Origin of the sequence: Pseudoxanthomonas broegbernensis (assembly GCF_014202435.1) — a bacterium.
GTDB classification, from domain to species: domain Bacteria; phylum Pseudomonadota; class Gammaproteobacteria; order Xanthomonadales; family Xanthomonadaceae; genus Pseudoxanthomonas; species Pseudoxanthomonas broegbernensis.
The window spans coordinates 18,402-38,958 of sequence record NZ_JACHGU010000005.1 but is presented as its reverse complement, the minus strand read 5'-3'; the positions used below and the strand labels follow the sequence as shown (position 1 = coordinate 38,958).

Here is a 20,557-nt window from a genome sequence, read left to right as displayed (position 1 = left end):
CGCGGCGGCCTGTGGGAAGCACGCCCCGGCGCGGCGGTGCCGCCGCGGGGCTCACCCGATCAGGCCGTCCACCGGCGAGGAGGCGCTGGCGTAGCGCTTGCGCGGGACGCGCCCGGCGAGGAACGCCTCGCGCCCGGCCTGCACCGCCTTCCTCATCGCGCCGGCCATCAGCACCGGGTCCCTCGCGCCGGCGATGGCGGTGTTCATCAGCACGCCGTCGCAGCCCAGTTCCATGGCGATGGCCGCATCCGAGGCCGTGCCCACGCCGGCGTCGACCAGCACCGGCACCTTGGCGTTCTCGACGATCTCCAGCAGGGTGTAGCGGTTCTGGATGCCCAGGCCCGAGCCGATCGGCGCGGCCAGCGGCATCACCGCGCAGCAGCCGATCTGCTCGAGCTGGCGGGCCAGGATCGGGTCGTCGGAGGTGTAGACCATCACGTCGAAGCCGTCGGCCACCAGCAGTTCGGCGGCCTTGAGGGTCTGCACCACGTCCGGGTACAGGGTGCGCTGGTCGCCCAGCACTTCCAGCTTCACCAGGGTATGGCCGTCAAGCAGCTCGCGCGCCAGGCGGCAGGTGCGCACCGCCTCATCGGCGGTATAGCAGCCGGCGGTGTTGGGCAGGATGGTGTAGCGCTCCGGCGGCAGCACGTCGAGCAGGTTCGGCTCGCCAGGAGTCTGGCCTATGTTGGTGCGGCGGATGGCGACGGTGACGATCTGCGCGCCGGCGGCCTCGGTGGCGCGGCGGGTCTCGTCCAGGTCCTTGAACTTGCCGGTGCCGGTGAGCAGGCGCGAATGGAAGGTCCGGCCGGCGATGACCAGCGGATCGGGCGTGGGGGCGGTGTCCATCGCACGATTATGGCGCGATGCGCCGCCGGGGAACAGGCGAGGGCGCGGGTGGGTGCGGAGTGCCGCTCAGCCGCCGCCCAGCGCGTGGACGATTTCCACCTGGTCGCCGTCGGCCAGCGCATGCCCGGCATGGCGGCCGCGCGGGACGATCAGGCCGTTGACCTCCACCGCCACGCGGCGCTCGGCCAGGCCCTCGGCATCCAGCAGCGCCGCCAGCGTGATTCCCGCCGCGAGCGTGCGCGGCTCACCATTGAGGACGATGTGCATGGGCGGGATTGTCGCATCGTTCGCCGCGTGCCGCAGCGCGGCGCGGGCGGGACCGCGGGCGCCTGCCGGCCATTCGTGTCCGTACGCCACGGCCGCTAAACTCCCGGCATCTCCGGCGCCGCGCGCCTTCACCCGAATCCCGACCCCCAAGGAGTTGCACATGTCCTTCCCCCGCCCGATCCGCTCGGCGCTCGCCGCCGCCCTGGCCCTGGCCTGCGCTCCGGCGCTGGCCGGCGAGTACGCCGGCACGGTCTTCTTCGGCGACAGCCTCACCGACGCCGGACACTTCAAGGACCAGTTGCCGGCGCCGCTGCAGCCCATCGCCGGCAAGTTCACCACCAATCCCGGCCTGGTCTGGGCCGAGCACGTGGCCGACTACTACGGCGGCGATGGCCGTACCGACAACCAGGGCGGCGACAACTATGCGCAGGGCGGTTCGCGGGTGGCGGTGGCCAATGGCGTCGCCGAATCCACCGTGTCCCAGGCCGCCCGCTACCTGGCGGCCAACGGCGGCAAGGCCGACCCGGACGTGCTGTACACGGTATGGACCGGCGCCAACGACATCTTCGCCATCGCCGGCGCCGGCGCGCCGGTGCAGGAGACCCTGGCCACCGCGGTGGGCGGCGTGGTCCAGATCGTCGGATCGCTGGAGGCGGCCGGCGCGCGCTACGTGCTGGTGCCCAGCATGCCGGACATGGGCATCACCCCGGACGCTGCCGCCGCCGGTCCGTTGGCGCAGGCCGCGCTGACCCAGTTGGCGTCCGGCTACAACGACGCGATGTACGGCGCGCTGGCCCAGGCCGGGCATCGCGTCATCCCGCTGGACACCTTCAACATGCTGCGCGAGGTGCTCGCCAGCCCCGCCGCCTACGGCCTGCGCAACGTCACCGAGACCGCGTGCCTGCCGCCGGGCGGAAGCTCCCTTGCCTGCTACCCGGCCGCCTACGTGGCCCCGGACGCGGCCGACACCTACCTGTTCGCCGACGGCGCGCACCCGACCGGCGCGGTGCATGCGTTCCTGGCCGACTACGCGGTCTCGGTGCTGGAAGGCCCGCGGCTGGTGTCGGTCGTGCCGCATTCGGCCACCGTCATCGGCCGTTCCCGCGCCGACCAGGTGGCCGGCCACATCCTCGCCCGCCCCGAGGCCGAAGGGCTGCGCTGGTGGGGCGGCCTGCGCGCGGACAACCAGCGCTACGGCCATGCCGACCTGTACGACGGCGTCGCCCCGGCCGGCCTGTTCGGCATCGACTGGAGCGACGGCAGGGGCCTGGTCGCCGGCACGTTCGTCGGGCATGGCCGGCTGGACGCGGACTTCGGCCTGGGGCGCGGCGACTTCACCCAGACCGAGTCGACCCTGGGCGGCTTCGTGGGCTGGTACGGCGAGCGCGCCTGGGTCAACGCCCAGGCCAGCTACACCCGCCTGGACGTGGAGGTGAACCGCGAGGTGGCGATGGGCCCGGCGGTGCGCCGCCACGCCGGCGACACCGACGGCCGCAACACTGCCTTCGGCGTGTCCGGCGGCTACGCGTTCGGCGAGGGCGCGGTGCGCCACGGGCCGGTCGCCGCGCTGCTGTGGCAGCAGGTGGAGCTGGACGGCTGGCGCGAGAGCAACCTGTCCTCCAGCGCGCTGGCCTACCCGGAGCTGTCGCTGGACTCGCTGGTCGGCAGCCTGGGCTGGCAGGCCAGCTACGACGCCGGCGCCTTCGTCCCCTACGCGCGCGCCACCTGGGACCACGAGTTCGAGGACGCGCCGGCGCAGGCCCGCGCGCGCCTGCAGACCCTGCCGGACCTGGAATACGCGGTGCCCGGCCTGGACATCGACGGCGACTACGGCACCCTGGTGCTGGGCGCGCGCTTCGGCCTGTTCGGGCTGGCCGCCGACCTCGGCGCCCGTACCACGGTGGGCCGCAAGGGCGGCAGCGACAACGGCGTGTTCCTGAGCCTGTCCGGCGGCTTCTGAGCCGCGGTACCGCGGCGCGACGGCCGTCCTGCGTTGCGCCGCGGTACCGCCGCCGCATAGACTTCATGCCTGTGCGGGTGTAGTTCAATGGTAGAACTGCAGCTTCCCAAGCTGCTAACGTGGGTTCGATTCCCATCACCCGCTCAAATCCACTGAAGGCCATGGAGCGCCACTGACGTCCATGGAGCGCTACGAATCATTGGCCAATCAGGGGCTTAGGCCCCTTTTTCGTGGCTGTGACGTTCCAGGGACGTCCACCGAATTCCACCTACAGCCAGTCCTTTTTAGTCCACTTTTGGGGCCTTTTTCCAAGGGCCGTAAGCGATGGACTCGCTTGGGTGTCGCTGGCCGGCAGCGCTAGGATCTTCGTTTGCGACTCGGGTCAGGAGCGAGCGTCATGCCGCTCACGGACATTGCCGTCCGCCAAGCGCGCGCCACCGGCAAGGCCTATACCCTTGGGGATGGGCGTGGAATGGCGCTCAACGTGGCCGCCAACGGCAGCAAGAACTGGCACTTCCGCTACCGGTGGCTGGGCAAGCAGCGGCGCATGTCCTTGGGGACCTACCCGGAGGTCAGCCTCAAGGAGGCGCGAACCCGTAGGGAGGCTGCTCGGGCTCTGGTGGCCCGCGGGGTGAATCTCCAGGAGTATCGTAAGCACGAACGACTCGTCCGACACATGGCGGAGGAACAGGTCTTCCAGACAGTCTTCGACACTTGGGTCGAGCATCGTCGTCTCAGCCTGAAACCCAAGCGCCAAGGCAGCTTGCTGCAGATCCAGCGGATCTTCCGGAAAGACATCCCGCCAACGCTCAGGAAGCGGTCGATATACGACATCAGCCGAAGCGATCTGGTCGCCGTGCTGGCAAAAATTGAAGCGCGCGGTGCACTCACCATTGCCCAGAAGTGCCGGCTCTGGCTCCGGCAGCTCTTCCGGTTCGCCATGGTCAAGTTCCCGGGACTCGAGCGCAATCCCGCGCTGGATCTGGATGCCGTTGCCCTGCCGAGGGTGCCAGTTGCCCACAATCCCTTCCTGCGGGTGGAGGAATTGCCGCTGCTTCTGCAGGGTCTGTCAGGCTATCGGGGCGACCAGCAGATTCGACTTGGCCTGCGCCTGCTGTTGCTGACAGGCGTACGCACGGGCGAATTGCGGTCCGCGACGCCGGATCAGTTCGATCTCGAGCGGGGGCTCTGGGTTGTTCCTGCGGTACTCGTGAAACAGCTGCAGTTGACGATACGCAAGCAAGGCAAGCAGTCGCAGGACGTGCCGCCCTACGTCGTCCCCTTGTCGAATCAAGCTCTTGAAGTTGTACGCCAGTTGCTTGGTTTCGTACGACCAGGTCAGCGCCACCTTCTGTCGCAACGCGGCGATGTAAAGAAGCCGATCAGCGAGAACACGCTGAACCAGGCACTCGAATCATTGGGGTTCAAGGGGCGTCTGACTAGTCACGGCATCCGCGCCACCATTGCCACCGCGTTGAACGAATACGGCTACCCCAAGGCTTGGATAGACGCCCAACTGTCGCATGCGGATGCTGAAGGTGGTGGTACAGCCTACAACCATGCCGAGTACATTGAGCAGCGTCGGCGCATGATGCAGGACTGGGCTGATCGTTTGGATCAGATGGAGCAAGGCGCTGTCGCTGTGACGAGTGCGTCGACAATGGGACCTGCGGTTGCTTCGCGAGATGCAGAAAAGGAGCAGGTCGCCCGCGTCCTTTACTTGGAGGGCGGCACGATGGTTATCATAGTTCCGCCTGGTTCCCCAGATTTGGTGAAGGGATCCGCCATTTCTGTTTCGGACTCTTCGGCATTACGGTTGCCGCCATCAGCCTGCGATAGGCTGGAGGCTTACGAAGCACCGCACAACCTTCCGCTGTCGGCGTACGCCGTGCTTGCAAGGAAGTCTTGCGAACAAATCATTGGGGATATCAAGGCCAGACGACTGCTTGCGCTTTCCCTGGATGACCGGGGATGCCGGATTCCTGATTGGCAGTTAGATCCAACCAAGTATCTGTTGACCCTTACCGTGTTGACCCATGCGGATCAGGCTGATGCTTGGGATGTCTATTGGGCGCTTTCCAGGTCAATGGGGCGATTGGGATCACGAGCGCCCTTAGAGATGGTTACATCGAGCACAATCCTTGAAGTTGGCGAGATCGTGTGTGCTAGCCTTCGTGAACGAAGATTAGATGCCTAGTCTTTGGATAGTGAGTGTGGTCTGCTTCCGACCCAAGGCGGTCATTCAGAAAGTCGTTTGCAGTGTATACCGGCACACAACGTTTAGCCGGATGACGGATCAGGCTTGGAGGATTTCGTTGGACAATCCCTACGTCGTCGCAGGGCCTTCGCGAGACAGTTCGGCGATGCCGAATACGCTTTGAAGCGATCCGGCCGGATTCGGCTAAACAAGAAGACTGCCGAAGCCGATTGGGATGCGTTCGCCCGTGATCTCGGGCCAGAATTCTTCGCCGCGGTCGTCGACAATGGCATCGCTAAGACCCTGGTCGGCGAGCCGCCGCGTCGGCTGATGAACGACCTTGTATGGGCACCCGAAATACCCGTGCCCTTAATGAACGTGCACGAGTTAATTATTCAAGGCGTTTGCCGAGTGCGAAATAGCTACCTGCATGGCGAGAAATTCCGCGGTGGGCCGGATGGCCAGTGGGAGCGCGACGTGACACTCATAAAGGAAGCCCACGTCGTGCTGCAGGCGGCCCTTGCTTGGTCGGGCCGCGCGAACGCCTGACGCGTTAATCGCTATGCTAGCGGGGTTGAAAACCAGCGAAGGGGCGACCGGATATTTGAGGGTGCCGAACATCGTTCTGCCGGTTAAGATTGAGCCGGCGGCGGCCGAGAACTTCTAGCGCATAGCGAGGATCGGGAGTTCCTGACCAGGGGGAGGTATTTTGAAATTCATCCATTCTGCTGACTGGCAACTCGGCAAACCGTATGGGCGCTTCGAGCCCGAAGTCCGGGCCGGCCTTAGCGAGGCGCGGTTCGAGGCAATCGACACACTTGGGCGCGCAGCGGCCGAACATGGGGCACAGCACGTCGTCGTTGCCGGTGACATCTTCGACACCGAAGGGCCCGAGGACCGGACGATCGTGCAGGCTATATCCCGGATGAGCCGTCATAGCTGTCGCTGGTGGCTGCTTCCCGGCAACCATGATTTCGCGCGCAATGGCGGATTATGGGATCGCGTCCGTCAACGGGCGAGCGATAACATCGTCATCTTGTCGACGCCCGAGCCGGTCGAGATGAACCCCGGCGTCTGGCTGCTGCCGGCGCCGCTTGAGCATCGCCACAATCTCGAAGATCCCACCGCCCGTTTCGACGCCATGGAGACGCCCGGCGCGATGCTGCGAATCGGCCTCGCGCACGGTTCGATCCGCAACTTCGGCTCACAAGGCGAAACGAAGAACCAGATCGCGCCAGATCGCGCACGCCGATCGAACCTCGACTATCTGGCGCTCGGCGACTGGCATGGGGCACTCCGCGTCGATGGTCGCACTTGGTATGCCGGCACGCCCGAGGTCGACCGCTTCCAGCGGGATGATCCCGGGCAGGCCCTGGTCGTCGAGCTTTCGACGGGTGCGGAGCCGTCCGTCACGCCGATCCGCACGGGCCGATTCCAATGGCTTCTGCGGGATTGGATGGTCGGCGACCAGGCCGCGTTCGATGCCGAGTGCGAATTGCTCCTCGGCGCGATCGACGCGCCCACAACGCTCCTGCACCTGACGCTGGCTGGTATCACCAGTCTCGGGGATCGGATTGGCATGCTAGCGCGGCTCGAACACGATATCGGGCATCAGCTGCGCTATCTCGACGTGCGCGCGGATGATCTGGTGGGTCGGCCGAGCGAGGAAGACATTGCAAACTTGGCCGTCGAGGGCATGCTCGGGGCGGCGGCGGCGATGCTCAATACCAGGATCGAAGGTGGTGGCGAGGATGCGGTGGTCGCGAAGCGGGCCCTCGAACGCCTCTTCGTCGAATATAGCCGAGAGGAGCCGGCATGAGCCTCGTCATTCGTCGCATCGCGGTGGAGAATTTCCGGAAATTCCGCGCGCCCGTCATGATCGAGGGTCTCACCGACGGCCTCAATGTCGTCATCGAGCCCAATGAGACGGGCAAGTCGACGCTTCTCGAAGCCTTGCGCGCGGCCTTTTTCGTCCGCTTCAACACGCGCAATCAGCTTGCCCAATCCTTCGCACCGCATGGCGATGCGGTCGGTCCCGAGGTCGAGGTCGCTTTCGAGGTCGATGGCGCGCCGTGGTCGGTGACCAAGCATTTCTTGCGCAGCGCATCGGTCGAGGTCTCGGGGCCTCAGGGCCGTGCGCAAGGGGAGGAGGCCGAGGCGCGCTTGAATGCGCTGCTCGGTTCGGTCCGCGACACGAGCCGGGGCGGCGATGTCGCGACCTATGGCGCACTCGGTTTACTCTGGGTCGCCCAGACCGAGGCCTTGTCTGTGACCGCGCCCGGCCAGATCGTTCGCGACAGCGTCACCTCTACGCTCGAGGCGGAAGTCGGGTCGATCATGGGCGGCGCTGCCTATCGCCGCGTCAGGGATCGCGTCGAGGCCCAGTATGAGCTCTACTGGACACCGACGGGCCAGAAGCGTGGCCGGCAAACCGACGCGCGTGAGCGGCTCGAGGCCGCCGAGACCACGGCGCGCGAAGCCGCGGATCGATTGGTCACGCTGGAGCGCAGCTTCTCAGATGTCGAGGCGGCTCGTGCCCGCCTGAAGATTATCCAGCGCGAGATGGCGGACAACACGGACGCGCAGACGCGTAGCGACCTGGTTGCATCGCTCGATATCGCGCGAGCGGCGGCCCAGATCCTCACCACCCGTCGTGCCGAGCAGGAAGCGATCAACGGCAAGGTAAAGGCTCTCGCGGACCTTCGGCAACGCCACGACGATGCGACGCAGGCTCGGACGAAAGCGGACGCCGCGCTGACCCAGGCAAGCGAGCGGCGTCTCGGGGTCGCCGACACATTGTCGGCCGCGAAGCAGAAGGTGGTGGATGCGCGCACCGGGCTCGATGCCGCGCGCACGGACCGCCAGGCCGCGCGAACGGCCCTGGTAGAAGGCGAAGAGCGGATCCGACAAAGCCGTCGCGGTGTAGCGGTCCAGGCCGCGCGCCGCCGGCATGCCGACCTCCTGAAGCTCGAGGAACAATACAGCACCGCGAAAGCGCTTTCCGACATGGCGATCGCTCCGAAAGTGCTGACGTCGCTTGAAGATCATGACCGCGCCGTTGCGGAAGCGCTGGCAGTGGTGAACGCCGGCGCGACCCGGATTGCGTTGTCCGGCTCAGCGGACGGCATCACGATCGATGGCGAGCCAATGGTACTCGGTGCGCGCACCCTCGACCGCGAGGTCCAAATCCGCTTCGGCGCCGCCGAGCTTCAGATCACGCCGCCGGCGTCTGCCGCCAGCGCCGCAGAGGTCTTGGCGTCTGCGCTTCGTAAGCGGAAAACGGCACTCGACGATCTCGGTGTCGTCGATCTTGCTGCCGCGAGAGCCCGCAACGAGATCGCCAGGGATGCCGCAGCCGACCTGCGAGCCTTGGAGGCGCGCATCGAAGCCGCGACGCCCGCCGACGATGTCCTTCAGCTCGCCGCTGGATCCGCCGCGCTCAAGCTGTTCGTCGCCGAGCTCGGCGAGGAACGGGCTGCAGGGGAGGAGGAGCTTCTCGATATCGCGGCGCTCACGAAGGCGATGGAGACGGCCGATAGCGCCGCAGCTCGCGCCGAAGGGGCCCAGGACAGCGCCATCGAGGCCCTGCGTCGCGCCGAGCAGGAGGAAGCACCGCTTGCGACGGCAGAAGCAAGGGCCGCGAGCGATGTCGCCAACGCCGTCAGCGCGCTCGAGGCGATCGAGCGGCGAGTTGAATGGGCGACGCTCACCCAAGATCTGGCCAAGGCGCGCGAGCAGGCCGCCGAGGCTTCGGTCAAGGTTGAAGACGCACTCCGCGATGCCTCTGCGCACGACGTCGCGACCATTACGCGCAAGATAGAATTGATCGATGCGAGGGTGCGCACGGCTGGGGAGACCCTCACGCGCCTCGAGACCGATATCGCGCGCCTTGAAGGGACGATCGAGAGCGAGGGCGGGCTTGGCCTCGCCGATCGGACAGCTGCGGCCTCCGAGGAAGTCGAGGCGGCTCGTCTTGCTCTTCAGCGCATCACCGATGAAGCGGAAACGCTGAAGGTGTTACGGAGCACCCTCGACGCCGCCCGTAACGAGACGTCGGCAAAATTTGTCGGTCCGGTGGCGGCGCGGGCGAAGCGTCATATCGAGCGCCTGCTGCCTCAATGCGAGCTCACCTTTTCAGAGGATCTCGGTCTCGAAAGCGTAATCCGTGGGGGCGTGGACGAAAGCTGCGCAAGCCTGTCGCGCGGCACGCAAGAGCAGCTTGCCGTCCTAACGCGGATTGCATTTGCCGATATGCTGTTGGAGCAGGGGAAGCCCGTGTCGCTGATCCTCGACGATCCGCTGGTCTATTCCGACGATGCCCGTCTCGACACCATGATCGAGATTCTGTCGGAGGCCGCGACCCGCATGCAGGTCGTCCTTCTCACCTGCCGCGATCGCGCATTCAGACATGTCGCTGGAAATCGGATCGCGTTGTGACCATAAAGTCATCAATCGCCGGTATGCGATCATCGAGAAACGGGAACGACCGAAAAATGGGGATTTCGATGACGAACGAATGCGAACGTGACGTCCGCGCGGCAGATCACCGCAGGGGGTAATGGTGGCCGATCGGAGCGCAGTTTCAACGATTGCTGGCTATTTCTATCAGTTCGATCGCTCGATCCTTAGCATCCTGGGTCTAACGGGTGCGAATGACTCGGTGGCGATCGAATGCATTGAGGATATCGATGTCCATACGGCTACGGAAACGACCGCCGTCCAGTGCAAGTATTACGAGAAATCCGAGTATAATCATTCAGTTATCAAGCCCGCCATCATGTTCATGCTCGCGCATTTCAAAGCGGGCCTCACGGCCGGCCGGCCAGCGATCCAGTATCAACTTAGTGGCCATTTTGCGTCCGGGCAAGACAAGTTGGTGCTCCCGTTCGATATTGGCTTCCTCAAGACCAATTTTCTCACCACCGCATCAAAAGAGAAGACGGTCGAAAAACATGAAGAGCTGGGAGTCAGTGACGCGGAGCTCGAGGACTTCTTGAAACTCCTATCGATCGACGTGAATGCGGCGAAATTCGAGGACCAGTTTCAGGCGATCATAGAGAGACTTGTCAAACAGTTTAGCTGCTCACCGTTCGCGGCCGAGTATTTTTACTATAACAGCGCCCTGCGGGTTATCAAAGAACTGGCGATTGAACCGGACGAGGCTCTGCGCGTCACAACGAAGGCGGCCTTCATAGAGCGAATAGATACATCATCGTATCTCTTCGATGAGTGGTTCATCACTAAGCTCGGCGCGGCCAAATATTATCGCGGGCTACGCAACGAATTTTTCGCAGCAGGCGTCAATGTCTCTCCGGCAGACCGGCTTTTCATCATCCATCCGGCTGGCGACACTTACAATCGGAACGCGGTCAAAACTCTTCTGAAGACCATCTCCCGGAAGTATTCCAAGCTGTCCAAACGGGATGCGAAGCCCTTCTCTCCCTATGTTCTGCTCGTCGGCATCGATGATAGCGAACTTGCCGGTCTCAAGCAGGAGCTGCACAACGAAGCCGTTCGCTTCGTCGACGGCTACGACTTCAAGGGTGCCCAGTTCGACGCCGGTTCGATCTCCCGACCGGCTTCCGCCAGTGCCGGTCCGGCCCTGAGGCTATTCTGCGATCTGGCGGAGGCGCGGCAGACCTTTCTGTCGTTCCAGCGCTCCCGCGAAATCTATGAATTCTATCGCAGTGAGCCGGTTGAAGACTTTGGTGATGGCGCCATCAGCCATACCCGATTTCAGATTCCCAAGTACGAAGATATCGACAAGATCATTTAGGGGATAAGTATGAGTGATGTAAAAGCCGAAGTCGTCGCTGTCTTTCCTAACAAGGTCAAGATCGTTGTCGATGACCTGGAGAATTTCAGGATCGCCGAGGAATCTCTCCGTGTCGGCTCATATTTGAAGATCGCCGACAATGAGAATGCGGTACTGGTCGCCATCATTGAAAATTTCCAGATTCAGGCGCGCGACGACGGCAGCCAGGATTATGTGATCGAGGCTTTCCCGCTCGGCGTTCTACGCGATCAGAAGTTTGAGCGCGGCGGCGACGCCTTGGCGATCCCGCCAAAGACCGTCCAGCCGGCGACGATCGACGATATCCGCTTAATCTATGGCAGCTCGTTGCCCGTGAAGGACCGCTTCTGCTTTTCGACGCTTGCGACCAATAAGGAGGTCGAGGTTCCCGTCGACGGAAATAGATTCTTCAACAAGCATATCGCGGTGGTCGGTTCTACGGGCTCCGGCAAGTCGCACACCGTCGCGAAGATCGTTCAGAAGGCGGTCGGGGCGAAGGGCGATTATACTCTGAACAACTCTCACGTGATCATATTCGATATCCATTCAGAATATCGTGCGGCCTTTCCGGAGGCGAATTTCATCGACAGCGCCAGCCTAGTTCTCCCGTACTGGATGCTGAGCGGTGAGGAATTGGAGGAGTTCTTCCTCGACACCGAGACGAACGATCACAATCAGCGCAACGTGTTTAAGGATGCCGTGATCCAGAGCCGTAAGGCGCACTTCACGGGAAGTGATGACGACAAGAACCGAATCCATCTGGACACACCGCTCCCGTTCGACATTCGCGACGTTCTGGCCCACGCCAACTATCGCAACACAGAGATGGTCGACAGCGGCGAGGTGTATGCTGCGAGCAACAAGGAGAAGGCCGGGCAGCCGAAGCTCACGCAGGGCAGCCTCTATGGGCGGCTGACCAACTTTGTGAATCGTCTCGAGAGCAAGATCAACGACCGGCGCCTCGACTTCTTCCTTGGCGAGAAATCCAAGTCAATCTCTTTCGAGGAAACGCTCCGATCCATTCTCGGCTACAGTACGGGCAAGCAGCACAACGTCACCGTCATCGATCTCAGCGGCGTGCCGTTCGAGGTTCTGAGCATCACGGTCTCGCTGATCTCGCGGCTGATCTTCGAGCATGGCTACTTCTACAAGCGCCTGCGCTGCGCCGCCGATCCGCAGGAAAAGATCAACAACGATGCACCCATTCTTCTCGTTTACGAGGAGGCGCACAAATATGTGCCGAACAGCGAACTATCGAAGTTCCGGGCGTCGAAGATGTCGATCGAGCGCATCGCCAAGGAGGGGCGCAAATATGGCATTACCTTGCTCCTCGCGAGCCAGCGGCCCTCGGAGATCTCCGAGACGATCTTTTCACAGTGCAATAATTTCATCGCCATGCGCCTGACCAATCCGGTCGACCAAGGCTATGTCCGCAAGTTGCTGCCGGACTCGCTGGGAACGCTCATCGACAAGATGCCGGCTTTCAAGCAGGGCGAGGCGCTGCTGGTCGGAGAGTCGATCGCCCTGCCGTCTGTAGTCCAGATCGAGGTCTGCACGGTGGCTCCAGCATCGACTGATATTCCCTACTGGGATCTCTGGCAGCAGCAGTGGAAGGATCTTGCGATCGACAAGATCCGCGACGAGTGGTTGCGCCGCTAGTCAGGCGATAAGGGGCGGCAGCCGAAAAATTATTGTCGACCATTGTGAGCATTAATCTGCAAATTGGGCAGTGGTGTTGGAACGTGCCTGACACCAGTCTGGGCAGGTCCGATGTCGGCTGGGCGAACTTTGTACGTCGGCTTCTGGCCGATTGTGGTCAGAACCTAGTCATATGAAGCCAACATCGTCAGGTAGGGCGCCATGGCTTTCCATGCGCCTGCCTGCTCGGCGAGTTGGGCGATCTCGGCAGGCGTGGCCTTGCGTTGGCGCAGCGTTTCGCGCATCGCTTTGATGACCACTGCTGTCCCGAGCATACGACGGTAGCGAAACAGGTCGACGATCGTCTTGGTGACACCATAGATTGGGACAGGGGTCTGCCCGATCACGTGATATTCGACGTTGGTTGCCAGCAGTTCGGGCGGGAAGCGGACGATCCGCACGGGTGGGTAGGTGATACGAGGGCGCCAGTCCTGCTTGCTCAGCGCCACCCAGACGTGGGCAGGGAGCTGATCAGTCAGGCCGTGGAAGGCCAGCGCCGAGGTCAGGCAGATGACACCCTTCGGGATCAGCTTGGCCACCTCCGCCAGCGAGTACTGCTGGTCGAGTTCCTCATCGGCGAGCCGGTACAGTCCCCGGGCTAGCCGCGTGATCGCGCCATCCCGTTCCAGCCGTGAGACGGTTGCGGCCGTAATTCCGGTCTCACCGAACTCGCGCAGACGCATCATCCCGCGACTTGCTAGCAGCGAGAGGACCCGTTCCCGCTGGGAGACTCGGGACGCGGACATGCGATAGGAAACCTCGGCCAAAATGAAAAAGTGCAGAGGTTTTAACACATACTCCTGCCCGGGGTGTCGCCAGCCGCCAGAACTCCTCGTCGTCCCGGTGGTATGCCTCGTCGTCCACACGACCCCCGGGGCGATTGGTTTCACAAGGGGGTGTAGTGTGGGTCTGCACGATGTTGCGGAGCGGACCATGCCGACTATTCATGAACAGGCCACCGTCACGGCGACGGGGCGACTCACCCTTCCACGATCGGTCCGGCAAGTGCTGGGAGTGGGGATCGGTGATGCCGTGGCGTTCGATGTGCACGACGATGACCGGGTCGTAATCAGTCGTGTGAGCGGCGAACACGAAGATCCGGCCATCCAGGCTTTCCTGGGTGTACTGGCCCGGGATATCCGGCGTGGCAAGCGTGTCCGGCAGCTTCCGAAAGCGTTGATCCAAGCCATGCAGACGCATGGCGGCAGTGGCGTGGATCCAGACGAGGAGATCGAGGGCGACGTCGCGCTCTGACGCGGGCAGGGTTAGGGGTGGTCTGTAGCCGCACGAAACTCCGCATGGGCCGAGAAGGCTCCCGCCGTCAGGTTGATGTCGGCGCCTGCGATACCCGCCCTGCGCGCAGCGTCTTGCCATCCATCGACCGCTGCCACGACTTCTTTCACGACCTGTTGGGCCTGGTCGTCGCCAAGCCCGTAGAACGCCGCCGTGCTGAGAGTCGTCTCCAGGCTCGGCCGGTTGTCCGCATCATCAAGGTTCAGGACGTGCTCGGCCTTGTCGATGTTCGGGTTGACGTCGAAGGCGGGGGCCAGTCGCCACCCTGTTTCGCCCAGCACGAACCCGTGGTTGCGCAGATGGTCGTCCCGGTTGCCGACGGCCACGTTGAAAGCGATGCGCCGGAACAACTGCGCCAGGTCGGCATCCGCATGCGCGGCGTCGCCTTGGGCGCGCAGGAATTGCGCCAGTTCGAGGTAGCTGGTGCCTTCGCTGTGCTCCTTGCGAAGCAAGGTCATGGCCGAGGCATAGAAGCGCCGCGTGCCCTGCACACGGTCGAAGCGTTGGACGCAGAAGGTGTGGAATTCGTTGTTCAACCGGACCAGCTTGGCAGGCGGCACATCCACGCCGGCCTTCCGGGCCAGGGTATGCGCCACGTACTCCCAGGCCCCCACGTCCCTGTCGTCGTCCCGTGCAGGGAACTTGCCGATCCAGAGGGAACCGTCGGTTTCCGTGAAGTTGGCCTTCGGCCGTGCGCCGCCGAGGGATGCGCCGGGTGCCACCAGTACGGCGAGCCATTTTCGCAACGCGTCGAGATCGTCGATCCGGCGGCTGCTGAGCTGATAGGCAACGGCCTCAAGTTCGCGCAGGGTGGTCACCGGCGGGGCCGCCATCTTCTCGTTGCCAAGGAAGGTGTCGGTACCTGCCCGGCGAAAGCGCAGCGCCCCCTGGCGCGTCAAGTCCTGCACGCCGATCAGGAAATCCCAGGCATAGAGGGTGCGGGGCGTCCGGTTCTCGTCCTTGGCCTGCAGCGCCTCGCGGCGCTTCATCAGGGTCTGGCCCCAACGATCGGGCGAGGAATCCAGGAAGATGCCGAAGTTGCCGAGCTCTGGTTTCGGGAAGAAGGGGGATTCGTCGAGCGACAGATCCGGATCGAGCGCGAAGGCCCGAGGGTCTTTAAGCCAGTCGCGGTCGTAGTGGAAGCGGATCTGGCCGCGGTCATGCGCCAGCGTGCCGACCTGGCAGGCTGGGCCGAGGTCGCTGTCGAGCCACACTTCCAGTACGTTGTCCGGCGGGCTCATGACGAGGGCTTCGTGTCGGGCGGCGGGGCTGGATCGGTGCGCTTGCCGGCGGCGCGTGGCCGCCGCGCCGGTGGTGCCAGGGCCAAGTCTTGGAGCTTCCGTCCAACTTTGTCGTCGGCGGCAAGCGCTTGTAGATCGTTCTCCAGGCCGAGCACTGCCAGTACCCGGACGTAGGAGCCCAGTGTGGCTCCCGGGTCGCCGGCTTCCACCTTATACAAGGTGGTTCGCGAGATGCCCGCCCGCTGCGCCACGACGGCGTTGCTCAGCTTGCGCCGCAGCCGGGCCAAGCGCAGCCGCTCTCCCAGTTCGGAGAGTAAGCGTTGCTCTTGAGGGAAGACGATGGGTGGTTTGCGGGGCATGTTTTCTATTCTAGACATAAAAACTTTATATTGTCTATAATAGAGTTAAATTCGCTAAGGCTGGCGCTGCTTAGCCGGGCGGCCCTAGCCTGGCAACTTGATGCAGTACAGATAGGGCCAGGATGCCTGCGACTGCTCCCGGAGACCGGACATGCTCGTCAAGCTCACATCAAAGCGCCGGATCACCTTGCCGACGGCTGTCGTGCCCAGTCTTGGGGAGGCCGAGTACTTCGAGGTCACGATTGAAGGTGATCGTATCGTCCTGACCCCGGTTCCAACTCAGAAGGCTTATGCCGTTCGCGAAAAGCTGCGGCGGCTGGGAATTACCGAGCAGGATGTGGAGGCGGCCCTCGATTGGGCACATCAACAATGACGCGCGTGCTGGTTGGCTTCAGAAGCCGCTGCGCGCCTTCGGCTACAAGACCGCCGACGCCCTGATCCAGGAAGGCCGGGTCGATGCGGTCATCGCCTATTTGGAATCGCTCGCCGGCGGTGCGGCTGGATGATCGTCGCGCCCTTCGGTGAGGGGAAGGACGCCACTTGGAGTAGTGCGACCTCGTGCCGCGCTGACCACGGGCGGGATGCGCCTGTCGGCGGAACTATGTCGTTGGCTGTTGGTAGCCGTCGCTGGTTCGTGGTGGACGCGTGCATTGCCGGGCTTTCGACGTGTGGTTTAGACTAAGTCCAAGTAGCAGTCCAACTCGCAATGGACGGCTAGGAAAATCGTTATTACTCAACGGGTTATGGGTTAGATTCGATTCCCATCACCCGCTCCACTCTTCCCCCGGCCCGGCGTGCAAGCGGCCGGCGGTGCGAAGATTCCCGCAGGGGGTTCGATCCCCAACGGTCCTGCCCAGGGCATCCTTCTAGCTAGCATCGAGAATCCCAAGGCCCTCGCTGCCGGTCCGCCCTTCGGGCCGCCAACGCCGCCCTCCGAACGCCGCGCTCAACTTGTGCCGCGGCGGGGCCGATAGAAACCCGGTCGGGCGCCGCCCGGCCGGACCGCGCGCCTCCGTACCGGTGCGCCCGCAATCGGGGAAACCATGAAGCACTTGCTCGTTGCCGCCGCGCTGGCCGTCGCCATGCCCGCGGTCGCCCAGGCCGAAGACCTGGTATTCACGCTGGAGAACGGCACCGGGGCCGTCGTGGTCTATTTCCATGCCTCGCCCGCGGACGTGGATGAGTGGGAGGAGGACGTCCTCGGTTCGGACGTGCTGGGGCCGGGCGAATCAGTGAGCGTGACCATCGCCGATGGCCGCAGCCAGTGCAGCTACGACATGCGCTTCGAGTTCGACGAGGATTCCGGCCTGGAGGTGCTGGAGGACACCCAGGACCTGTGCGAACTGGGCCGCTATAAAATCACCGATTGATGGCGGCTAATGGCGGTCCATTGATGGGGTGGGCCGCCGCCCGTCTGCCGCCGCCCGTCTGCCGCCGCCGGCTCCAGTCGACGACAGCACGCGGAGCCACGAGGCGCCGGCGAGCAGGCAGGGCGGCCGCGGCCGTACCCGGCGCCTATGCGTCGGGATGCGGCGTCGCGTTTCCATGGCCGGGCACCGGCTCCCGTGGGACCGCATGCGCTGCCGGGCCCGCGTCCGCGCGGCGCGCACGTGGCACGCGGCCGTGCCATCATCGCCCCGGACCGCGTGCCCGGCCACGGACCGGCACGCGAGGCAATCGATGTGATCGGGAGGGAGTGCCATGGGGATTCGCCGTCGGCCGCAAGGGCCGTGCCTGCTGTTGCTGCTGGCCTGCACGTGGACGCTGCAGGCGCAGGATTTCGCCTGGCCTGGCACCGCGAAGGCCGCGGTCAGCCTGGCCTACGACGATGCGCTGGATTCGCAGTTGGACAATGCGGTGCCGGCGCTGGACCGGCATGGGTTCAAGGCCACCTTCTACCTGACCCCCGGCCGCGGCAACCTGCCCGGGCGGGCGCAGGAATGGCGCGCGGTGGCCGGCCACGGGCATGAACTGGGCAACCACACCCTGTTCCACCAGTGCGATGGTTCCCGCCCGGGCCGCGACTGGGTGGAGGCGCACCGCGACCTGAGCACCACCACCGCCGCGCAGATGCAGGACCAGGTGCGCGCTGCCAATGCCTTCCTGCAGGTGCTGGACGGGCGCACCGAGCGCACCTTCACCGCGCCCTGCGGCGACCGCGGCGCCAGCGACGGCGAATACGTGGATGGCGTGCGCGAGCTGTTCGCCGGCATGAAGGTCAGCCAGGGCGCGCACGCGGCCCGGAGCATGGCCGACTTCGACCGCTACGCGGTGCCGATCGAGGCGCCGGAAGGCGTGACCGGCGCGCAGTTGATCGCCCGGGTGGAGGCGGCGGCGCGCAGCGGCACGGTGGCCGCGTTCACCTTCCATGGCATCGGCGGCGACTACATGAGCGTGTCGGCCCAGGCGCACGAGGAACTGCTGGACTACCTGGACCGGCACCGGGACGTGTACTGGACCGCCACCTTCCTCGACATCGCGCGCTGGGTGCGCGACCGGGAGGCGTCCGCCACGCCGTGATCCATCGCGGCGCGGTGGAGCGCGGTTGTAGGAGCCGGTTGCATCCGGCGACCCGCCATGCCCGGCGTACCGGCACCTCCTATCGTCCTCAGCCCGCTTCCTGCATCCGCCGCCATTGCCGCGGCGAAAGCCCGCTGCACACCTTGAACGCGCGCGACAGCGCGGTCTCGCTGCCGTAGCCGACCTCCATCGCCACCCGTTTCAGCGGCCAGCCCTGGCGCATGGCCTTGCGCGCCAGGTCCAGGCGCCAGCGCTGCAGGTAGGCGCCGGGGGGGCAGCCGACGGTGTCGCGGAAGGCGTTGGCGAAGGCGCTGCGCGACATGCCCGCGCACGCGGCCAGGGTCTCCAGCGACCATCCGCGCGCCGGTTCGGCATGCATGGCCGCCAGCGCATGGCGCAGCCGCGGGTGGGCCAGCCCGGCCAGCGGCCCGGCCTGGACCCGCCCATCCTCCATCAGTTGCCGCAGCACCTGGATCAGCACTACCTCGAACAACCGGTCCAGCATCGCCTGGCGCCCGCAGTTGCGCGCGAACGCTTCCTCGAACAACAGTGCCAGCACGCCATCGCCGCCGGGCAGGGTGCGCAGCGGCAGGCAGGTGAAGGCGGGCAGGGCGGCGGCGATGGGATGGCCGGCGCCGCCATCGAACAGCAGCCGGGCGCAGGCCAGGTCGGCGCCGTGGCGCGGGTCGGTGCGGAAGCGGTGCGGCTGCGCCAGCGGGTAGAGCAGCAGGCTGGGTTCCTCGATGCGGGCGACCGCGGCGCCGTCGTGCAGCACCTCGACCGTGCCGCTGCGGATCAGGTGCAGGTAGCCGCCCTCGCCGTCCTCCAGGTCGCGGATCCCGCATACCGCGCCGGCATGGAAGGCGCGGGCGCTGAGCGGGGAATGGGCCAGCAGGGCTTCCAGGCGGTCGGTCATGGCGATACTCCAGGTCGGGTTTCAGGGACTCCCTGTTACGCAAAGTATCGTCCGGACGGGCAGAGTATGTCCCTGCCTGTGTTCGATCCCCTCCATCAGCCAAGGAGCTGTGCCATGTCTTCCCCCGAAAAGGTCCTCTACACCGCCCAGGCCACCGCGACCGGCGGCCGCGATGGCCGTGCCGTGTCTTCCGACAACGTGCTGGACGTGCGCCTGTCCGTGCCCGCCGAGCTGGGCGGCGCCGGCGGTCCCGGCACCAATCCCGAGCAGTTGTTCGCCGCCGGCTATTCGGCCTGCTTCCTGGGGGCGCTCAAGCTGGTGGCGGGCAAGGCCGGGGTGGCGCTGCCGGCCGATACGCGGGTCGGCGGCCAGGTCGGCATCGGCCCGAATGCGACCGGCTTCGGGCTGAAGGTGGAGCTGCGCATCTCCGCGCCGGGTGTGCCGCAGGAAAAGCTGCGCGAGCTGGTCGAGCAGGCGCACATCGTGTGCCCGTATTCGGATGCCACCCGCGGCAACATCGAGGTCGCGCGCATCGTCGAGTGATCGCGTCGGCACCGCCGCGACGATCACCGCGGCGGTGCCGACGGGCCCGGTGCCGCCGCCAAGCGGCGCGCCGTCAGCGGCGCGGCCGGGGGGCCCCTTTCTTCGCCGCGGCCGCGCAAGCGGCCGGCTTGCCCGCCGGCCGCTTGCGCGGCGCGGGCGTGGGCGTGGGCGCGCCGCCAGCGTCCTGCCCCGGCAGCGGCGGCATCAGCGCCCGCCAACTGCGGAACAGCGCTTCCCAGGCCGGGTCGCTCACCGCGGCGGTCAGCCCGGCATCGTCCAGGGCGCCGACGGTGCGGCGCTGCCAGTCCTGCACCGCGTCCTGCAGGCCGCGGGAAAAGGCGGTCTGTGCGGCCACCGCGATCTGGGCGATGGCCACGTGGTCGTCGGGGCGCGGTTGCAACTGGCGCCAGAAGGCCTCGGCCGGCAGCGATGCCAGCGCCTGCCAGTCCTGGGAGCGCAGCATCGCCTGGAGGCCGGGCTCGGGCCCGGCCATGCCGCCGGCCAGGCGCTGGCCGAAATCGAGCCAGTGCCGGCTGCTTTCCTGGATCAGGCGGCCGATCCGCGCCTGCAGTTCCAGGTTGGCCTGGTACAGGGCCAGGGGAAGTCCAGCGGGGTCGTTCATGCGCGTGTCCTCGAAGTAGGGGGACCGCGAGGCGCATGGCCGCAGCCGGGTGCAGCGGCGTGGCGGCCGGGCGCATCGCATCGCGAGGGTCGGGCGGCCCCTGCGACGATCCACGCTAGCCTTCCTGGCCTGCGCCGGCAATGGTGCGCCGACGGCCGGACGCGGCGGGGGGGCGGGTCCCTGACGATGGACGCGGGCGGTCCGGCTGAAGCCGGCTCCTACAAATGCGCTGCACCGGCCGGGCCACTGCGGGCGCCGGGTTCAGCCGGCGATACGCCCGGCAGCCAGGGACCGCCGCCAT

Annotated in this window: 20 protein-coding genes and 1 tRNA gene; 14 read left to right on the top strand and 7 right to left on the bottom strand. The window is 65.3% G+C overall.

Annotation, left to right across the window (positions count from 1 at the left end):
• Positions 1 to 51: 51 nt before the first annotated feature.
• A complete protein-coding gene (locus HNR76_RS10980; protein WP_162310366.1) occupies positions 52 to 846 on the bottom strand; it encodes a thiazole synthase in 795 nt (264 codons plus the stop codon).
• A 66-nt stretch (positions 847 to 912) separates the two neighbouring features.
• Entirely contained in the window at positions 913 to 1,113 is a 201-nt protein-coding gene (gene thiS / locus HNR76_RS10975; RefSeq protein ID WP_162310367.1) for a sulfur carrier protein ThiS, read from the bottom strand.
• A 160-nt stretch (positions 1,114 to 1,273) separates the two neighbouring features.
• Between thiS and HNR76_RS10970 the strand changes: the two genes are divergently transcribed.
• The 8 genes from HNR76_RS10970 (at position 1,274) to HNR76_RS10935 (ending at position 12,723) form a co-directional block, all read left to right on the top strand.
• Positions 1,274 to 3,073 (top strand): autotransporter outer membrane beta-barrel domain-containing protein, encoded by a 1,800-nt coding sequence (locus HNR76_RS10970; RefSeq protein WP_162310368.1) that lies wholly within the window; start codon positions 1,274 to 1,276, stop codon positions 3,071 to 3,073.
• A gap of 73 nt (positions 3,074 to 3,146) precedes the next feature.
• A tRNA-Gly gene (locus tag HNR76_RS10965) sits at positions 3,147 to 3,217 on the top strand.
• 253 nt (positions 3,218 to 3,470) lie between these two features.
• Entirely contained in the window at positions 3,471 to 5,270 is a 1,800-nt protein-coding gene (locus HNR76_RS10960) for a tyrosine-type recombinase/integrase (RefSeq protein WP_162310369.1), read from the top strand.
• Between the two features lie 105 nt (positions 5,271 to 5,375).
• A complete protein-coding gene (locus HNR76_RS10955; protein ID WP_162310370.1) occupies positions 5,376 to 5,819 on the top strand; it encodes a hypothetical protein in 444 nt (147 codons plus the stop codon).
• A 160-nt stretch (positions 5,820 to 5,979) separates the two neighbouring features.
• Positions 5,980 to 7,089, top strand: a complete 1,110-nt coding sequence (locus HNR76_RS10950) for a metallophosphoesterase family protein (protein ID WP_162310371.1) — start codon at positions 5,980 to 5,982, stop codon at positions 7,087 to 7,089.
• Positions 7,086 to 9,707, top strand: coding sequence for an AAA family ATPase (locus HNR76_RS10945; protein WP_162310372.1), 2,622 nt, complete (start codon positions 7,086 to 7,088; stop codon positions 9,705 to 9,707). The genes HNR76_RS10950 and HNR76_RS10945 overlap by 4 nt, the downstream gene beginning before the upstream one ends.
• A gap of 121 nt (positions 9,708 to 9,828) precedes the next feature.
• On the top strand, positions 9,829 to 11,046 hold the full coding sequence (locus HNR76_RS10940) for a DUF4297 family anti-phage-associated protein (RefSeq protein ID WP_162310373.1): 1,218 nt from the start codon (positions 9,829 to 9,831) through the stop codon (positions 11,044 to 11,046).
• Between the two features lie 9 nt (positions 11,047 to 11,055).
• Positions 11,056 to 12,723 carry an ATP-binding protein gene (locus HNR76_RS10935; RefSeq protein ID WP_162310374.1) on the top strand — a complete coding sequence of 556 codons (1,668 nt, stop codon included), beginning with the start codon at positions 11,056 to 11,058 and terminating at the stop codon, positions 12,721 to 12,723.
• 164 nt (positions 12,724 to 12,887) lie between these two features.
• Here the strand turns inward: HNR76_RS10935 and HNR76_RS10930 are convergent, their stop codons facing one another.
• The gene (locus HNR76_RS10930; protein ID WP_162310375.1) at positions 12,888 to 13,508 is read right to left on the bottom strand and encodes a type IV toxin-antitoxin system AbiEi family antitoxin domain-containing protein; all 621 of its coding nucleotides are present in this window, start codon (positions 13,506 to 13,508) and stop codon (positions 12,888 to 12,890) included.
• Positions 13,509 to 13,695: 187 nt separating this feature from the next.
• On the opposite strand from HNR76_RS10930, the gene HNR76_RS10925 reads away from it, so the two are divergent.
• Positions 13,696 to 14,016, top strand: coding sequence for a type II toxin-antitoxin system PrlF family antitoxin (locus HNR76_RS10925; protein ID WP_162310376.1), 321 nt, complete (start codon positions 13,696 to 13,698; stop codon positions 14,014 to 14,016).
• Positions 14,017 to 14,027: 11 nt separating this feature from the next.
• On the opposite strand, the gene HNR76_RS10920 is transcribed toward HNR76_RS10925, so the two are convergent.
• A complete protein-coding gene (locus HNR76_RS10920; RefSeq protein ID WP_162310377.1) occupies positions 14,028 to 15,296 on the bottom strand; it encodes a type II toxin-antitoxin system HipA family toxin in 1,269 nt (422 codons plus the stop codon).
• A complete protein-coding gene (locus HNR76_RS10915; protein WP_162310378.1) occupies positions 15,293 to 15,655 on the bottom strand; it encodes a helix-turn-helix domain-containing protein in 363 nt (120 codons plus the stop codon). The genes HNR76_RS10920 and HNR76_RS10915 overlap by 4 nt, the downstream gene beginning before the upstream one ends.
• Before the next feature lie 151 nt (positions 15,656 to 15,806).
• Here HNR76_RS10915 and HNR76_RS10910 point away from each other — a divergent pair, with 151 nt between their 5' ends.
• The 4 genes from HNR76_RS10910 (at position 15,807) to HNR76_RS10895 (ending at position 18,175) form a co-directional block, all read left to right on the top strand.
• A complete protein-coding gene (locus HNR76_RS10910; protein ID WP_162310379.1) occupies positions 15,807 to 16,028 on the top strand; it encodes an AbrB/MazE/SpoVT family DNA-binding domain-containing protein in 222 nt (73 codons plus the stop codon).
• Complete coding sequence (locus HNR76_RS15755) at positions 15,946 to 16,161, top strand: antitoxin Xre/MbcA/ParS toxin-binding domain-containing protein (protein WP_425503968.1); 216 nt, start codon at positions 15,946 to 15,948, stop codon at positions 16,159 to 16,161. Before HNR76_RS10910 ends, HNR76_RS15755 begins: the two co-directional genes overlap by 83 nt.
• A 537-nt stretch (positions 16,162 to 16,698) precedes the next feature.
• Positions 16,699 to 17,025, top strand: a complete 327-nt coding sequence (locus tag HNR76_RS10900) for a hypothetical protein (protein WP_162310380.1) — start codon at positions 16,699 to 16,701, stop codon at positions 17,023 to 17,025.
• Positions 17,026 to 17,356: 331 nt separating this feature from the next.
• Positions 17,357 to 18,175, top strand: a complete 819-nt coding sequence (locus HNR76_RS10895; RefSeq protein ID WP_162310381.1) for a polysaccharide deacetylase family protein — start codon at positions 17,357 to 17,359, stop codon at positions 18,173 to 18,175.
• A gap of 88 nt (positions 18,176 to 18,263) precedes the next feature.
• On the opposite strand, the gene HNR76_RS10890 is transcribed toward HNR76_RS10895, so the two are convergent.
• A complete protein-coding gene (locus tag HNR76_RS10890) occupies positions 18,264 to 19,091 on the bottom strand; it encodes an AraC family transcriptional regulator (protein ID WP_162310382.1) in 828 nt (275 codons plus the stop codon).
• Positions 19,092 to 19,205: 114 nt separating this feature from the next.
• On the opposite strand from HNR76_RS10890, the gene HNR76_RS10885 reads away from it, so the two are divergent.
• Positions 19,206 to 19,634, top strand: a complete 429-nt coding sequence (locus HNR76_RS10885) for an organic hydroperoxide resistance protein (protein ID WP_162310383.1) — start codon at positions 19,206 to 19,208, stop codon at positions 19,632 to 19,634.
• 73 nt (positions 19,635 to 19,707) lie between these two features.
• On the opposite strand, the gene HNR76_RS10880 is transcribed toward HNR76_RS10885, so the two are convergent.
• Positions 19,708 to 20,256 (bottom strand): hypothetical protein, encoded by a 549-nt coding sequence (locus HNR76_RS10880; RefSeq protein ID WP_162310384.1) that lies wholly within the window; start codon positions 20,254 to 20,256, stop codon positions 19,708 to 19,710.
• Positions 20,257 to 20,557: the final 301 nt, after the last annotated feature.

What these genes read in the sequence shown, in the direction of transcription:
- thiS (WP_162310367.1), bottom strand. Translation starts at nt 1,113, where the DNA reads ATGCACATCGTCCTCAATGGTGAGCCGCGCACGCTCGCGGCGGGAATC.
- HNR76_RS10970 (WP_162310368.1), top strand. Translation starts at nt 1,274, where the DNA reads ATGTCCTTCCCCCGCCCGATCCGCTCGGCGCTCGCCGCCGCCCTGGCC.
- HNR76_RS10880 (WP_162310384.1), bottom strand. Translation starts at nt 20,256, where the DNA reads ATGAACGACCCCGCTGGACTTCCCCTGGCCCTGTACCAGGCCAACCTG.
- HNR76_RS10960 (WP_162310369.1), top strand. Translation starts at nt 3,471, where the DNA reads ATGCCGCTCACGGACATTGCCGTCCGCCAAGCGCGCGCCACCGGCAAG.
- HNR76_RS10935 (WP_162310374.1), top strand. Translation starts at nt 11,056, where the DNA reads ATGAGTGATGTAAAAGCCGAAGTCGTCGCTGTCTTTCCTAACAAGGTC.
- HNR76_RS15755 (WP_425503968.1), top strand. Translation starts at nt 15,946, where the DNA reads ATGCCGTTCGCGAAAAGCTGCGGCGGCTGGGAATTACCGAGCAGGATG.
- HNR76_RS10890 (WP_162310382.1), bottom strand. Translation starts at nt 19,091, where the DNA reads ATGACCGACCGCCTGGAAGCCCTGCTGGCCCATTCCCCGCTCAGCGCC.
- HNR76_RS10940 (WP_162310373.1), top strand. Translation starts at nt 9,829, where the DNA reads ATGGTGGCCGATCGGAGCGCAGTTTCAACGATTGCTGGCTATTTCTAT.
- HNR76_RS10885 (WP_162310383.1), top strand. Translation starts at nt 19,206, where the DNA reads ATGTCTTCCCCCGAAAAGGTCCTCTACACCGCCCAGGCCACCGCGACC.
- HNR76_RS10915 (WP_162310378.1), bottom strand. Translation starts at nt 15,655, where the DNA reads ATGCCCCGCAAACCACCCATCGTCTTCCCTCAAGAGCAACGCTTACTC.
- HNR76_RS10980 (WP_162310366.1), bottom strand. Translation starts at nt 846, where the DNA reads ATGGACACCGCCCCCACGCCCGATCCGCTGGTCATCGCCGGCCGGACC.
- HNR76_RS10920 (WP_162310377.1), bottom strand. Translation starts at nt 15,296, where the DNA reads ATGAGCCCGCCGGACAACGTACTGGAAGTGTGGCTCGACAGCGACCTC.
- HNR76_RS10900 (WP_162310380.1), top strand. Translation starts at nt 16,699, where the DNA reads ATGAAGCACTTGCTCGTTGCCGCCGCGCTGGCCGTCGCCATGCCCGCG.
- HNR76_RS10945 (WP_162310372.1), top strand. Translation starts at nt 7,086, where the DNA reads ATGAGCCTCGTCATTCGTCGCATCGCGGTGGAGAATTTCCGGAAATTC.
- HNR76_RS10910 (WP_162310379.1), top strand. Translation starts at nt 15,807, where the DNA reads ATGCTCGTCAAGCTCACATCAAAGCGCCGGATCACCTTGCCGACGGCT.
- HNR76_RS10925 (WP_162310376.1), top strand. Translation starts at nt 13,696, where the DNA reads ATGCCGACTATTCATGAACAGGCCACCGTCACGGCGACGGGGCGACTC.
- HNR76_RS10895 (WP_162310381.1), top strand. Translation starts at nt 17,357, where the DNA reads ATGGGGATTCGCCGTCGGCCGCAAGGGCCGTGCCTGCTGTTGCTGCTG.
- HNR76_RS10930 (WP_162310375.1), bottom strand. Translation starts at nt 13,508, where the DNA reads ATGTCCGCGTCCCGAGTCTCCCAGCGGGAACGGGTCCTCTCGCTGCTA.